We start from the raw sequence: 13064 nt of genomic DNA on the forward strand, positions 1-13064 counted from the left end.
GAGGAAGACTATGCAAATGAAAACAACAAAAAGTCTGTTGCAAACCGGTGCCCTGGCGCTGTCCCTGTTGGCTACCAGCGTCATGGCGGCGGTTTCTGCCGACGAAGCGGCCAAGCTGGGCGCCAGCCTGACGCCGGTGGGGGCGGAGAAGGCGGGCAATGCCGATGGTTCCATTCCCGAGTGGACCGGCGGCCTGCCGCAGAACGCCGGTGCCGTGGATGCCAAGGGGTTCCTGGCGGACCCCTTCGCCAACGAGCAGCCGCTGTTCACCATCACCGCGCAGAACATGGAGCAGTACAAGGACAAGCTGACCCCCGGCCAGCAGGCGATGTTCAAGCGCTATCCGGACAGCTACAAGATGCCGGTCTACCCGACCCATCGCTCCGCCACGCTGCCGGCCAATGTGCTCGAAGCCACCCAGTACAACGCCACCAACACCAAGCTGGTGGAGGGCGGTAACGGCCTAGAGAACTTCCGCACCGCCAACCCATTCCCGATTCCGCAGAACGGTCTGGAAGTGATCTGGAACCACATCACCCGCTACCGCGGCGGCAGCGTGCGCCGTCTGGTGACCCAGGCGACCCCGCAGGCGAACGGTTCCTACAACCTGGTGTACTTCCAGGACGAGTTCACCTTCCGCGACAAGCTGAAGGACTACGACCCGAACAAGCCGAGCAACGTGCTGTTCTACTTCAAGCAGCGGGTAACCGCACCGTCGCGTCTGGCCGGTAACGTGCTGCTGGTGCACGAAACCCTGAACCAGGTGAAGGAGCCGCGCCTGGCCTGGCTGTACAACGCCGGTCAGCGTCGTGTCCGCCGCGCGCCGCAGGTGTCCTACGACGGTCCGGGTACCGCTGCGGACGGTCTGCGTACCTCGGATAACTTCGACATGTACAACGGTGCGCCGGACCGCTACGACTGGAAGCTGAACGGCAAGAAGGAAATCTACATCCCGTACAACAGCTACAAGCTCGACTCCCCGAGCCTGAAGTACGCCGATGTGATCAAGGCCGGCCACATCAACCAGGACCTGTCGCGCTACGAGCTGCACCGCGTCTGGCACGTGACCGCAACCCTGAAATCGGGCGAGCGCCACATCTACGCCAAGCGTGACTTCTTCATCGACGAAGACACCTGGCAAGCCTCCGCCATCGACCACTACGACGGCCGCGGCACCCTGTGGCGCGTCGCCGAGGCGCATTCCCAGTACTACTACGACAAGCAAGTGCCGTGGTACACCCTGGAAGCCCTCTATGACCTGCTGTCCGGCCGCTACCTGGCGCTGGGTATGAAGAACGAGGAGAAACAGGCCTACGACTTCAACTACACCGCCGCGGAAAGCGACTACACCCCGGCTGCCCTGCGTCAGGCAGGCGTACGCTGATCGCGCTTCGCTGAACGGAAAGAGCCGGCCCTCGGGCCGGCTTTTTCATGGCCGCGAATTCTTGCCGTGGATCAACGGAAGCGCAGGCCGCTCATCACGCATGGCGGCAATCTGCTTTTAAGGCTTCAAATGCCACGGGTTAGCGGCTAGGCTGCGGAACGTTCAGTTTTCCGAGACACCGATTCGCTGAATGATGCCTTTCCAGTCAGGTACGTCCGCGCTTTCACCCGCGCCATCGCCCGCCGAAGGACGCTTCTTCCGTCCGCCGCTGCCATCGGGGCACGTGCGGCGCGAGCGGCTGTGCGAGCGGCTCGCCGCCGGGCTGGGCGGGCGCCTGCTGCTGGTCAGCGCGCCGGCCGGGTTCGGCAAGAGCTCCCTGGCCATCGAATTCTGCCAGCACCTGCCGGACGATTGGCGCAGCCTCTGGCTCGGCCTCAGCCGGCGCGACAGCGACCCGGGACGTTTCCTCGAGCGCATGCTCGATGGGCTTCGTCAGTTCTTCCCCGGCCTGGGCGACGAGGCGCTGGGTCTGTTGAAGATGCGCCAGCGCCACCAGCCGTTCGCCTTCGAGGAGTGGCTGGACGGGCTGCTCGACGAACTGGCAGAACGGCTCGACCCCGCGGCCCCGCTGTTGCTCGTGCTGGACGACTACCACCTAGCCCAGGGGCCGGTGCTCGACCGCTGCCTGCAATTCTTCCTCAACCACCTGCCCGACGGCCTGGTCGTGCTGGTCACCAGTCGCCAGCGGCCGGACTGGCACCTGGCCCGGCTGCGCCTCCAGCGGCAGTTGCTCGAACTCAACGAACAGGACCTGCGCCTGACCCGCGACGAAGTGGCCGCGCTGCTCGGTAACCAGGGGGCGCGCTTCAATGAAGCGGCGCTGGAGAGCCTGGTCCAGCGCAGCGAGGGTTGGGTGGCGGGGTTGCGCCTGTGGCTGCTGGCCGCCGAGTCGGAAAGCGCCGAAGGCCTCGACCGCGCGCTGCACGGCGCCGAGGGGTTGATCCGCGATTACCTGCTCGAGGAAGTGATCGAACGCCAGCCGGCCGACGTGCAAGCCTTCCTTTACGAGACGGCCTGCCTGGAGCGCTTCTGTGCCGGGCTCTGCGATGCGGTGCGCGAGGCCCACGACAGTGCCGCCATCCTCCAGCACCTGCAGGCGCACCAAGTGTTTCTGGTGCCGCTGGACGAACATGGCCATTGGTTCCGTTACCACCACCTGTTCACCGACCTGCTGCGGGCGCGGCCGGACAACCGCCTGACCCTGCCACGGGCCAGCATTCACCTGCGCGCCTGCCGCTGGTTCAGTGCCCAGGGGCTGCTCGACGAGGCGATCGACCAGGCCCTGCGCGCTGGCCAGCCGGACGTGGCGGCCAGCCTGGTGCAGAACCTTTCCGAAGAACAACTGCTGGCCGAGCAGAACGTCGCCATGCTGCTGCGCTGGAAGATGGACCTGCCGGACAGCCTGCTGGCCAGCACGCCCCGGCTGATCCTGCTGTACGGCTGGGCCCTGGGCCTGGCCTGCCAACTGGACGCGGCGGAGGAACTGGCAAGCCACCTGGCCAACTTCCTGCCGGCGCCGACCGAGACCGAGCAGCGTGGCCTGCTGGCGCAATGGCTGGCCCTGAGCGGCCTGATCGCCCGCGGGCGCGGCGACAGCCAGCGTGCCGAGCAATTCTGTAGCGAAGCCTTGACGGCCCTGCCGCAGGATCGCTTCGGCCAGCGTCTGATGAGCCTGTCGATGCTGGGCAACCTGGCGATCGTCCGGGGCGATCTCTGGCGTGCCCGGGGGCTCAATCGCGAGGCCCTGGAGCTGGCCCAGCGGGTCGGCAATCCCTTGTTCGAGGCGCTGGCGCATTACGACCGCAGCCGGGTGCTCCAGGCGCGTGGCGAAGTGCTGCGCGCCCTGGAGGAGGTGCGCCAGGGACAGGAGCGGCTGCACGGGCTGCCGGCCCAGCGCCTGTATGCGGCGCGGGCGCGCCTGACGCTCTACGAGGGCTACCTGATGGCGGTCCGCCTGGAGCCGGACAAGGCGCGAATCCGCCTGCAGGCCGGTATCGCCGAGGCGCGGGCATGCCGCGATATCAGTCTGCTCCTCGGTTTCTGTGCCCTGGCCAGCCTGGAAGGGCGTGGCGGACGGATTTCTGAAGCCTTCGCCTTGCTCGCCGAGGCCGAGCGGCTCATGCACATCTGGGACGTGCCGCCGATCTACTACTTGGCGATGATCACCCTGGTGAAGTGCGAGCTCTGGCTGGCACAAGGGCAACTGGAGTTGGCCGAAGCCTGGCTGGAGCGCCTGGCGGAAACCTACGGCGGCGAGCAGGCCGCCGCCGCACCGGAATTCCATCCGCAACTGCCGCTGCACATCGAACTGCACCGGGCGACCCTGGAGCGCCTGCAAGGCCGCCTGGTCGAGGCCGAGCGCCGTCTGCGCGGCCTCAGCCAGCGAGCGCAGTCGGCGGGCGGCCAGTTGTTCGCGATCATCGCCCAGGTACGCCTGACTCTGCTGCTGCGTGCGGGCGGACGCGAGCGCGAGGCGCAGCAGCAACTCGGCGCCAGCCTGGAAGCGGCGGCCGGTGGTGCGTTGCTGCCCTTCCATGACCTGCTCGAACAGCAACCGGGCTGGTTCCGCGAACAACTGCTGACGAAGGCCGCAGGCGATCTGCGCGACGCCTTGCTGCACCGTCTACCCAACGATGAGGTCGCCAGCCTTCCGGAGAGTGGCGTCGCCAGCGGCCAGGCCGAATCCCTCAGCTCCCGCGAGCTGGCCGTACTGCACTTGATCGCCCAAGGCTGCTCGAACCAGGAAATCAGCGAGCGCTTGTTCATCTCCCTGCACACCGTCAAGACCCACGCCCGCCACATCAACAGCAAGCTCGGCGTGGAGCGCCGCACCCAGGCGGTGGCGCGGGCCAAGGGATTGGGATTGTTGCGCTGAGCACTGTCTAGTGGCCTGTGCGGTTAATTGGTTAACTCAAGTTCGGATGACTGAGGTTCTGAGACAAGGCGCCGCGACGAGTCATAGCAGGGCTATGGCGAGGAGCGGCAACGCAGTATCAGGGCCTCAGGCGCCGAAATTGACTAACTGAATTAACCAAACAGGCCACTAGTCCATCGATTCGCGAGCAGAGCTCGCTCCTGCAGGTGTAGGGGCGAATTTATTCGCCCAGCGGGCACCTCTGGAAAATCACTGCGGAACGGAAAGATCCAACTTGGCGGCCGGCTTGCCCGTCGGTTGCGGCTGGGCCAGTTGCTGCTCGACGTCCGCCTGGATCGCCTGTAGCACCGGGAGCGTCTCGCCGAGGCTGGTGCGTACCTCCGCGTAAGGATGCTGTTCCGCCAACTTCGTGAGGCGTGCCAGCAGCTCTTGGCGTACGTCGCTGCGCAGATGGACGAACAGCTCGGGCAACTGCTTGCCCAGCTCGGTCCCGTAGAGCACCAAATCCTGGCGGGCGAACTGGCGGGTGAGGTCCAGGTAATCCAGGGCGCTGGACGTCAGCATGGCCGCGGCGGCCTTGGTTTCCTGCAAGCCTTGCAGGCGGACCGGGTTGCTCTGCTCGGTTTGCGACAGGGTGGTCCAGAACTCCACCGTCAGGGTGAACAGCACCGCCTGCTGGCGCAGCGAGTAGGTCATCAGACCGAGCGCCTCCGCCCCGTAGGGCTGCTGCGCGGCACGGAAATCGAAGTAAAGGCGCATCAACTCCTTGAGGCGGAACAGCACCTCGCGCGCCTCGTTCTGGCGCAGTTCCAGCGGCGCGTAGATGTTCAGCTGCGGGCGGAAATTCTCCTCGCTCACCATCCGCCGGTAGATCGGCCCGGTGAACTCGCCGGCGCGGCGGGGCAGGGCATTGGCCTGGGTCGTATCGATCTTCGCCAGCGCATCGATGAGCAACTGGTAGTCGCCGCTGGCCCAGGGTTTGTCGATGTCGGGAATCTTCTGGCCGAGGTAGAACAGGTCGGCGGCGGCCAGCGGGCGCAGGAACGCGAGCAGAAAAAAGGCCAGCGGCCAGAGCGAACGGCGGGGCGGTTTCATGGCAATCGGAGTCCGGCGAAGGCGTGGCCCAGCGTAGCCGGCGCGGCGTCCGGCGTCACCCCATCGGGCGTACGGCACTACCTAGGTTGGGCGTCCAATGGAGCGTGGCCATGCTCTGATAAACCTCCGGATAACGACAAGAAACCGAGGTGCCTGCATGTCCGCTTCAAGCCTCTCCCTGATGCCGCCGCTGGCGGTCGGGTTCGCCCGCCTGGGCTTCGGCTCCCTGCCGCTCGACCGGCTGAAGGCCCGCTATGCCAGCCCGGACAGCGGCTCGCGCTTCATCGAGCTGGATGGCTTCAACGTCCATTACCGCGATGAAGGCAGCCGCGACAAACCGGTGCTGGTGATGATCCATGGCGTGGTCGCCTCCCTGCATACCTGGGACGGCTGGGTCAGCACCTTCGCCCCGCATTACCGGATCATCCGCTTCGACGTGCCGGGCTTCGGCCTGACCGGGCCGAAGCGCGACGGCGACTACTCCGCCGAGCGGATGATGCGCGTCTTCGGCTTGCTGCTCGACTACCTCGGCATCGTCAAGGCCAGCATCGCCGGCAACTCGCTGGGCGGCTACATCGCCTGGAACTTCGCCGTCGCCGCGCCGGAGCGGGTGGACAAGCTGGTGCTCATCGACCCTGCCGGCTACCCCATGGCCAAGGTGCCCTGGATGATCGCCGCCGCCGCGCTGCCGGGTGCGACCTGGGCCATGCCGCTGTGGATGCCGCGCGCGCTCATCGCCCAGGGCATCAAGGAAGTCTACGGCGAGCCGGGGCGGATCAAGCCGGGCGTGATCGACCGCTACTATGACCTGACCCGCCGTCCGGGCAACCGCCGGGCGATGATGGACATCTTCCGCGTACTGCTGAAGGTGAACCGCGAGGAGCTGCACACGACGCCGGAGCGGGTGGCGAAAATCCAGGTGCCTACGCTGTTGATGTGGGGCGACCGCGACCGCTGGATATCGCCCAGGCACGTGCCGCTCTGGCAACGCGACCTGCCCGGCATCCAGGTGAAGACCTACGCCGGCGTCGGCCATATCCCCATGGAAGAAATCCCCGAACGCACCGCCGCCGACGCCCTGCGCTTCTTGCAAGAATGAGGAGACGAGCAGGCGCAATCCGGGGCAACGCACTCCCGGATTGCGCCGGTGGCTTATTCGGCTACGGATGTAGGGGCGAATTCATTTGCCCAACCAGCATCACCGAACGAATGAACCCCTACAGGGCACCTCTAAAAACTACCTGCGTTGTCATCACTGCGTTAAAAACAAGCTCGAATGCGAGCCCAGTCAAAATGCTCATTTACAACCCGTAAACTGCGCTTTTTCGCTTGTTTTTGTGGGGCCGCCGAGGCCTTGTGCTGACTGCCTCGTCTACGTTTTTAGAGGTGCCCTACAGGCGTACCACGCTCAAGCCGCCCGGGCCTGCGGCTCGAACTCGCCGCGGAAGCGCTCCAGCAGGTCGAGGTTGTTGTGCTGCCAGGGGTGGAAGTCGGCTTTGAAGAAGTCCAGATAGGTGCGTACCAGCGGGCGGAACACGCCGTCCTTGCCCCAGGCCCATTTGAGGCCGTCGCGCCACACGCGCCAGTTCCACAACAGACCGTCGCGCTCGAGCATGTGCGCCAGCCCGCGCGTGGTATCCAGCACGAAGAAAAAGGTGCCCATCAGCATGGCCCGGCGCAGCAGTTTGCGGCTGCCGCAGACCTGGTTGTACACGTCGAACGCCACCGCCTTGTGCTCGGTCTCTTCCAGCGCATGCCAGCGCCACAGGCGGGCCATGGCCGGATGGGCCCCGTGTAGCGGCTCGGGGTTCTTCAACACGGCATCGGCCATGATTGCGGTGATGTGCTCAAGCGCCGCGGTGGCCGCCAACTGGCGGCGGGGCGAGAGCTTCTTCTGGGTATAGCGGATGCGGGCCTGGGCGCGGCGCTCCATGCGTTCGACCTGATAACCGAGGTCCCGCAGGCGCTGGCTGTACACCAGATGTTCACGGCTGTGATGGCCCTCCTGGCCGATGAAACCGCGAATCTGCTCCTTCAGCACCGGATCGTCGATCTGGTCGCGAAACTGCCGCACCGAGTCGATGAAAAAACGCTCGCCGTCGGGAAACAGCACCGACATGGCGTCGAACAGGTGCGTCTTGAACGCATCGCCGCTATGCCAGTGGCGCGGCAACGGGCTGGGCAGATTGAAATCCAGATGGCGCGGACGAATCTGCAAACCTTCCGGGGTGGTGCTGGCCATAGTGACTCCTGACTTCAGGTGGAAACCGAGTGGTCACTATGGGCAAGGGAGAAAAGAGCGAAAAGGTTAACATCAGCCAATGTAACAGTCATATCCGGCCACGTGTTCCATGGTCCGAAATGCCCCTCAGGCGCTACCTGGCTCCGGGTCGAAATCGCGGCGATAGCGCTCCACCAGATGCAGATTGTCATGCTGCCACGGATGGAAATCCGCCTTGTAGAAGTCCAGGTAAACCCGCACCAGCGGTCGGTAGATGCCATCCTTGCCCCACAACCAACGCAGGCCATCGCGCCACACGCGCCAGTTCCATAGCAGGCCGTCGCGCTTGAGCATATGAATCAGCCCCTTCAGCGAATCGACGGTAAAAAAGAAGGTGCTCTGCAGCATCGCCCGCCGCCGCAGCCAGGGGCTGCCGCACACGGTCTGGAATACATCGAAGGCCACCGCCTTGTGCTCGGTTTCCTCCAGGGCATGCCAACGCCACAAGCGGGTCATGGCCGGGTCGGAACCCTCCAGCCAGCGTGGGTCGGTCAGCAAGGCATTGGCCATGATCGCCGTGAGGTGCTCCACCGCGCAGGTCGCCGCCAGTTGCAGGCGCGCCGGGAAATGCTTCTGGATGAAGCCGAGGCGGCGCTTCAGGCCGCGCTCTAAGTAATCCACGTCATAGCCGGAGTCGCGCAGGCGCTGGCTGTAGACCAGATGTTCACGGCTGTGATGGCCTTCCTGACCAATGAATCCGCGGATCTGTTCCTTCAGCAGCGGGTCGTCGATCCGGTCGCGGAACAACCGCACCGAATCGATGAAAAAGCGTTCGCCGTCCGGAAACAGCATCGACATCGCATCGAACAGATGCGACTTGAAGGCATCCCCGCCATGCCAATGGCGCGGCATGGGCTGCGGCAGATCGAAATCCAATTGGCGCGGTCGAATCGCCAAACCTTTGGGTGTGGTGCTGGCCATGGCCTTTCCCCGAGCCTGATGGGCGAGGTCTGACTATGGGCTTGCCGATTTTTGTCGGACAAGGTTATTTTCAGCCAATCTTCCAGTCATATCCGGCCAAAGCGACTGATAACAACATGAACAAGCCGCTCAACCTTTCTGCCGAACTCGTGCCGGTGGCCTATGCCGTCGCGCTGCTCGACCTCGCCGAGGAGCTCGGCGTTTCGCGCCAGGCTCTGTTCGCCGCCGCCCGGGTACGCCCGGAGGTGATGGACAGCCCCAACGGGCGCCTCTCCTTCATCGATTTCAATTTGCTGGCCAGCGCGGCGCTGTTGCACTGCAATGAGCCGGCCCTGGGGCTGCGCCTCGGGCCGCGGTTGAACCTTTCCAGCCACGGCATCCTCGGTTATGCCGTCCTCTCCAGCGCCAACCTGGAAAGGGCGCTGCAATTCGCCCTGAAGTACTACCGGGTGCTGGGACTGGCCTTCGAGCTGGAGCAGGTCGACGACAATGGCCGGGTCCAACTGCGCGCCAGCGAAACCATGCCGCTGGGTGCGCTCGGCCGTTTCGCCGCCGAGAGCCTGCTGGCCAGCCTCTACAGCATCACGCGCTTTCTGGTGGGGGAAGAGCTGCAAGGCGTCGAGGTCGGTTTCGCCTACCCGGCGCCGAGCTATGCCGAGCGTTATGTGGAGGCCTTCGGCGTGGCGCCGGTCTTCGAGCAGCCCTTCCACTGGCTGAGCCTGCCCACCAGCTACCTCGCCCGGCCCATGGCCCTGGCCAACCCGGCCACTGTGCAGATGTGCCAGCAACAATGCGAAGCCCTGCTGGCCACCCTCGACATCCAGGACGGCCTGCTCGTGCGGGTCCGCCGACTCTTGCTCGCTCGCCCCGGCGACTTCCCCGACCTCGACAGCGCCGCCCGCGCCCTGCATACCAGCGGACGCAGCCTGCGTCGCCACCTCGCCGCCATGGGCACCACCTACCAAGAAGTGCTGGACGACGTACGCAAGCGCCTGGCCTTGCAATACCTCACCACCACCCACCTGCCACTGCATGAAGTCGCCTTCCTGCTTGGTTTCAGCGACCCCTCCAACTTCCGCCGAGCCTTCAAGAAATGGACAGGCAAGCTGCCAAGCGACTATCGGAACGGTGGATCGTAGTCAGGGATTTGCAGGAGCCAGCTCTGCTGGCGAATACGGGCCCACGAAGGTTTCGTTTCACCGGGCCGGCGCAGCCCACACATACCCTCGCCCCTCTGGGGAGAGGGCAGGGTGAGGGGACGGAGGTCGGTGGGGCAAATGAGCGCAGGGCCTACTCAGGCGCCCGATTCGGCATCGCTGGGCGAATGAATTCGCCCCCTACAAGTCCCGCAGCCCCACGCAGCGCTTTGCGTAGGAGCCAGCTCTGCTGGCGAATGTCCTGTGGCCCCACGGAGGTTTCGTTTTACAGGCCGGCGCAAGCCCACACATACCCTCGCCCCGTTGGGGAGAGGGCAGGGTGAGGGGGCGGAGGTCGGTGGGGCAAATGAGCGCAGGGCCTACTCAGGCGCCCGATTCGGCATCGCTGGGCGAATGAATTCGCCCCTACACAAGCCCCGCAGTCCCACGCAGTGCTTTGCGTAGGAGCCAGCTCTGCTGGCGAATGTCCTATGGGCTACACGAATGCTTTGTTTCACTGGGCCGGTGCAAGCCCACACATACCCTCGCCCCTCTGGGGAGAGGGCAGGGTGAGGGGCGGAGGTCGGTGGGGCAAATGAGCGCAGGGTCAACGCATGCGCCCGCTTCGGCATCGCTGGGCGAATGAATTCGCCCCTACACAAGCCCCGCAGCCCCACGCAGCGCTTTGCGTAGGAGCCAGCTCTGCTGGCGAATGCCCAGTGGCCCCACGGAGGTTTCGTTTCACCGGGCCGGTGCAAGCCCACACATACCCTCGCCCCTTTGGGGAGAGGGCAGGGTGAGGGGGCGGAGGTCGGTGGGGCAGATGAGCGAAGGACCAACGCATGCGCTCGGTTCGGCATCGTCGGGCGAATGAATTCGCCCCTACACGAACCCAGCAGCTCTGCTGGCGAAACCGTCGCTCCCGGTAAGCGAGCGCTTACTGTTCCTGCTCGGGGCTGATCTGGCCGATTTCGGGGGCGGTCTTTCCGCTGATCAGCCAATAGGCGTACTGAGGAAACAGAACTACGACCGCATCGATCTCTGCATCGGAGAGTCGAACCTTTCCGTTCTTGATGTTCTGCCAACGGTAACGATCGATCCCCGTCTGCTTTTCGAACCATGTTGTGGTTCGTTCTTTATTGATCAAGCTGATCAGGCGTTCCTTGATCATAGGAAATTAGATCTTTGTAATAGTTGCAAGGTTGTTGTTGCTTGTGTAGATTCTTGTAAAAATTACAAGGCAGCTTTGCCTGCGTGAAATTTTTACCAAGCAAGGAATAGTGCAGGAATCCGCATGGAAGTAGAAGCCAAGCGCGCCACGCTTCACCCGTTATTATCTGTGCCCAGGAGGCATCCATGCCCCGCCTTCTGACACTGTCCCGCCTGAACGCCTACCTCCGCCAGAACGGTCGCTGCTTCTACTGCGGCGCCTCCATGTGGCTGGAAAGCCCGGAAACCTTCGCCCGCGAGCACGACATCCCCATCGAACGTACCGGCCGCTTCCGCTGCACCGCCGAGCATCTGCAAGCCCGGAGCGAGGGAGGAGGGGACGAGCCGGCCAACATCGTCGCCGCCTGCACCTTCTGCAACCACAACCGCCACGGGCGCAAACGCCCGATGAGGCCGGAACCGTACAAGCGCTTCGTCACCGCACGGCTGCGGCGCAGGCGCTGGCATCAGGAATGGGTGTTCGAAAGGCCCGTATTGCTCGGATTGGAAGACTGCCTCGAGGATGAGGCGGAGTGACGACGCCGTTCCGAAGACCCTCGCAACAAGTCATCGAGGTTGAAACCTCGGCCCGTTGCCCCCACGCTTAGCGCCATCGCCCGTTCAGCGCAGGACGTCCCATGCAATCCACCCAACCCACCCTCATCCGCGAAACTTTCCCCGTCGGCCCGTTGCAGTGCAACTGCACGATCATCGGCGATCCGCTGAGCAAGAAGGCCATCGTGGTCGATCCGGGCGGCAATCCCGAGCTGATCATGGCGCGCTTGGAGGCTCATGGCTTGCAGGTGGTGAGCATCATCCACACCCATGCGCATCTCGATCATTTCCTCGCGTCCGGGCAGATGAAGGAGAAGACCGGCGCCACATTGCACCTGCATCAGGGCGATCAGTTCCTCTGGGACAACCTGGAGATGCAGTGCCGGATGTTCGGCGTGCCGTACACGCCGGTGCCGGCGCCGGACCAGTGGTTACAGGACGACGAGGCGCTGGCCTGTGGGTGCGGGGTGGCGCTGCACACGCCGGGGCATACGCCCGGTTCGATGAGCTTCTGGTTCCCGGAGGCTAAACTGCTGATTGCCGGCGATACGCTGTTCCGCCGCGGGATCGGGCGGACCGATCTGTGGGGCGGCGATTACGCCAGCATCGAGCGTTCGATCAAGCAGCGCCTGTACCGCCTGGACGAAGAAGCGACGGTGGTCACGGGGCATGGGCCGGATACCCGGCTGGGCGACGAAATGCTGGAGAACCCGTTCGTCCGTGCCTGAGCGGCCCCCGTTCGGCCGAATCGAATGCCAACAACTGATGGCGGCGGCACGGAATTTTAATCTGCCATCATGTTCTAATCGCGGCCAGCCCAGAGGGTTGGGTAAGAAAATCTCAGGAGTCGATCCATGTCCACTGCACGTCGTTTGCTGACCGCCGCCACCGTCGTTACCCTGCTGGCGGGCTGTGCCTCGCAGAATCCCTATGAAGCCCAGGAGCCGGCCGGCTCCAACAAGACGATGAAATACGGCGGTCTCGGCGCCCTGGCCGGTGCCATCGCCGGTGCGGCGATCAACCACGACAACCGTGGCAAGGGCGCGCTGATCGGCGCCGCCGTCGGCGGTGCGGCCGGTGCCGGTTACGGCTACTACGCGGACAAGCAGGAAGCCGAGCTGCGCCGCAGCATGCAGGGCACCGGCGTGGAAGTGCAGCGCCAGGGCGACAACATCACCCTGATCATGCCGGGCAACATCACCTTCGCCACCGATTCGGCGGATATCGCCAGCAACTTCTACACCCCGCTGAACAACCTGGCGACTTCGTTCAAGCAGTACGACCAGAACAGCATCGAGATCGTCGGCCACACCGACAGCACCGGTTCCCGCCAGTACAACATGACGCTATCCCAGCGCCGTGCGCAGAGCGTGGCCAACTACCTGATCGCCCAGGGCGTCAACGGCATGCGCGTGACCACCCGTGGCGCCGGCCCGGACCAGCCGGTGGCGAGCAACGCCACCGAATCCGGCCGTGCACAGAACCGTCGCGTGGAAATCAACCTGCGCCCGCTGGCCGGTCAGCAGTAAGCGTTCCGGTTGCGCATGA

11 protein-coding genes are annotated in these 13064 nt (G+C 64.5%); 7 read left to right on the top strand and 4 right to left on the bottom strand.

Annotated features, from left to right (window positions below; all coding sequences use genetic code 11):
• Nucleotides 1-16: 16 nt before the first annotated feature.
• Both PIN01S_RS10410 and PIN01S_RS10415 read left to right on the top strand, forming a co-directional pair.
• On the top strand, nucleotides 17-1384 hold the full coding sequence (locus tag PIN01S_RS10410) for a DUF1329 domain-containing protein (protein WP_084335597.1): 1368 nt from the start codon (nucleotides 17-19) through the stop codon (nucleotides 1382-1384).
• A 190-nt stretch (nucleotides 1385-1574) separates the two neighbouring features.
• Entirely contained in the window at nucleotides 1575-4319 is a 2745-nt protein-coding gene (locus PIN01S_RS10415; RefSeq protein ID WP_244506018.1) for a winged helix-turn-helix domain-containing protein, read from the top strand.
• A gap of 249 nt (nucleotides 4320-4568) precedes the next feature.
• On the opposite strand, the gene PIN01S_RS10420 is transcribed toward PIN01S_RS10415, so the two are convergent.
• A complete protein-coding gene (locus tag PIN01S_RS10420) occupies nucleotides 4569-5414 on the bottom strand; it encodes a hypothetical protein (RefSeq protein WP_084335598.1) in 846 nt (281 codons plus the stop codon).
• 157 nt (nucleotides 5415-5571) lie between these two features.
• Here PIN01S_RS10420 and PIN01S_RS10425 point away from each other — a divergent pair, with 157 nt between their 5' ends.
• Nucleotides 5572-6513 (top strand): alpha/beta fold hydrolase, encoded by a 942-nt coding sequence (locus PIN01S_RS10425; protein WP_084335599.1) that lies wholly within the window; start codon nucleotides 5572-5574, stop codon nucleotides 6511-6513.
• A 309-nt stretch (nucleotides 6514-6822) separates the two neighbouring features.
• Here PIN01S_RS10425 and PIN01S_RS10430 read toward each other — a convergent pair whose 3' ends face one another.
• Both PIN01S_RS10430 and PIN01S_RS10435 read right to left on the bottom strand, forming a co-directional pair.
• A complete protein-coding gene (locus PIN01S_RS10430) occupies nucleotides 6823-7656 on the bottom strand; it encodes a metal-dependent hydrolase (protein WP_084335600.1) in 834 nt (277 codons plus the stop codon).
• A gap of 126 nt (nucleotides 7657-7782) precedes the next feature.
• A complete protein-coding gene (locus PIN01S_RS10435) occupies nucleotides 7783-8616 on the bottom strand; it encodes a metal-dependent hydrolase (RefSeq protein ID WP_084335601.1) in 834 nt (277 codons plus the stop codon).
• 116 nt (nucleotides 8617-8732) lie between these two features.
• On the opposite strand from PIN01S_RS10435, the gene PIN01S_RS10440 reads away from it, so the two are divergent.
• Nucleotides 8733-9755 (top strand): AraC family transcriptional regulator, encoded by a 1023-nt coding sequence (locus PIN01S_RS10440; RefSeq protein WP_084335602.1) that lies wholly within the window; start codon nucleotides 8733-8735, stop codon nucleotides 9753-9755.
• A gap of 934 nt (nucleotides 9756-10689) precedes the next feature.
• Here PIN01S_RS10440 and PIN01S_RS10445 read toward each other — a convergent pair.
• Nucleotides 10690-10923, bottom strand: a complete 234-nt coding sequence (locus tag PIN01S_RS10445) for a DNA-binding protein (protein ID WP_084335603.1) — start codon at nucleotides 10921-10923, stop codon at nucleotides 10690-10692.
• Between the two features lie 185 nt (nucleotides 10924-11108).
• Here PIN01S_RS10445 and PIN01S_RS10450 point away from each other — a divergent pair, with 185 nt between their 5' ends.
• The 3 genes from PIN01S_RS10450 to PIN01S_RS10460 all read left to right on the top strand — a co-directional run bounded on the left by PIN01S_RS10450 (nucleotide 11109) and on the right by PIN01S_RS10460 (nucleotide 13045).
• Nucleotides 11109-11498 carry an HNH endonuclease gene (locus PIN01S_RS10450; protein ID WP_084335604.1) on the top strand — a complete coding sequence of 130 codons (390 nt, stop codon included), beginning with the start codon at nucleotides 11109-11111 and terminating at the stop codon, nucleotides 11496-11498.
• A gap of 101 nt (nucleotides 11499-11599) precedes the next feature.
• On the top strand, nucleotides 11600-12244 hold the full coding sequence (locus PIN01S_RS10455) for an MBL fold metallo-hydrolase (RefSeq protein ID WP_084335605.1): 645 nt from the start codon (nucleotides 11600-11602) through the stop codon (nucleotides 12242-12244).
• A 126-nt stretch (nucleotides 12245-12370) separates the two neighbouring features.
• Complete coding sequence (locus PIN01S_RS10460) at nucleotides 12371-13045, top strand: YiaD family glycine zipper/OmpA-like lipoprotein (protein WP_084335606.1); 675 nt, start codon at nucleotides 12371-12373, stop codon at nucleotides 13043-13045.
• Nucleotides 13046-13064: the final 19 nt, after the last annotated feature.

The organism is Pseudomonas indica NBRC 103045, from assembly GCF_002091635.1.
In the GTDB taxonomy this organism is placed as follows: domain Bacteria; phylum Pseudomonadota; class Gammaproteobacteria; order Pseudomonadales; family Pseudomonadaceae; genus Pseudomonas_M; species Pseudomonas_M indica.

Bases quoted from the DNA above. Each gene is read 5' to 3' on its own strand.
- PIN01S_RS10445 (WP_084335603.1), bottom strand. From the start codon at position 10,923: ATGATCAAGGAACGCCTGATCAGCTTGATCAATAAAGAACGAACCACA.
- PIN01S_RS10410 (WP_084335597.1), top strand. From the start codon at position 17: ATGAAAACAACAAAAAGTCTGTTGCAAACCGGTGCCCTGGCGCTGTCC.
- PIN01S_RS10435 (WP_084335601.1), bottom strand. From the start codon at position 8,616: ATGGCCAGCACCACACCCAAAGGTTTGGCGATTCGACCGCGCCAATTG.
- PIN01S_RS10420 (WP_084335598.1), bottom strand. From the start codon at position 5,414: ATGAAACCGCCCCGCCGTTCGCTCTGGCCGCTGGCCTTTTTTCTGCTC.
- PIN01S_RS10415 (WP_244506018.1), top strand. From the start codon at position 1,575: ATGATGCCTTTCCAGTCAGGTACGTCCGCGCTTTCACCCGCGCCATCG.
- PIN01S_RS10460 (WP_084335606.1), top strand. From the start codon at position 12,371: ATGTCCACTGCACGTCGTTTGCTGACCGCCGCCACCGTCGTTACCCTG.
- PIN01S_RS10430 (WP_084335600.1), bottom strand. From the start codon at position 7,656: ATGGCCAGCACCACCCCGGAAGGTTTGCAGATTCGTCCGCGCCATCTG.
- PIN01S_RS10440 (WP_084335602.1), top strand. From the start codon at position 8,733: ATGAACAAGCCGCTCAACCTTTCTGCCGAACTCGTGCCGGTGGCCTAT.
- PIN01S_RS10455 (WP_084335605.1), top strand. From the start codon at position 11,600: ATGCAATCCACCCAACCCACCCTCATCCGCGAAACTTTCCCCGTCGGC.
- PIN01S_RS10450 (WP_084335604.1), top strand. From the start codon at position 11,109: ATGCCCCGCCTTCTGACACTGTCCCGCCTGAACGCCTACCTCCGCCAG.
- PIN01S_RS10425 (WP_084335599.1), top strand. From the start codon at position 5,572: ATGTCCGCTTCAAGCCTCTCCCTGATGCCGCCGCTGGCGGTCGGGTTC.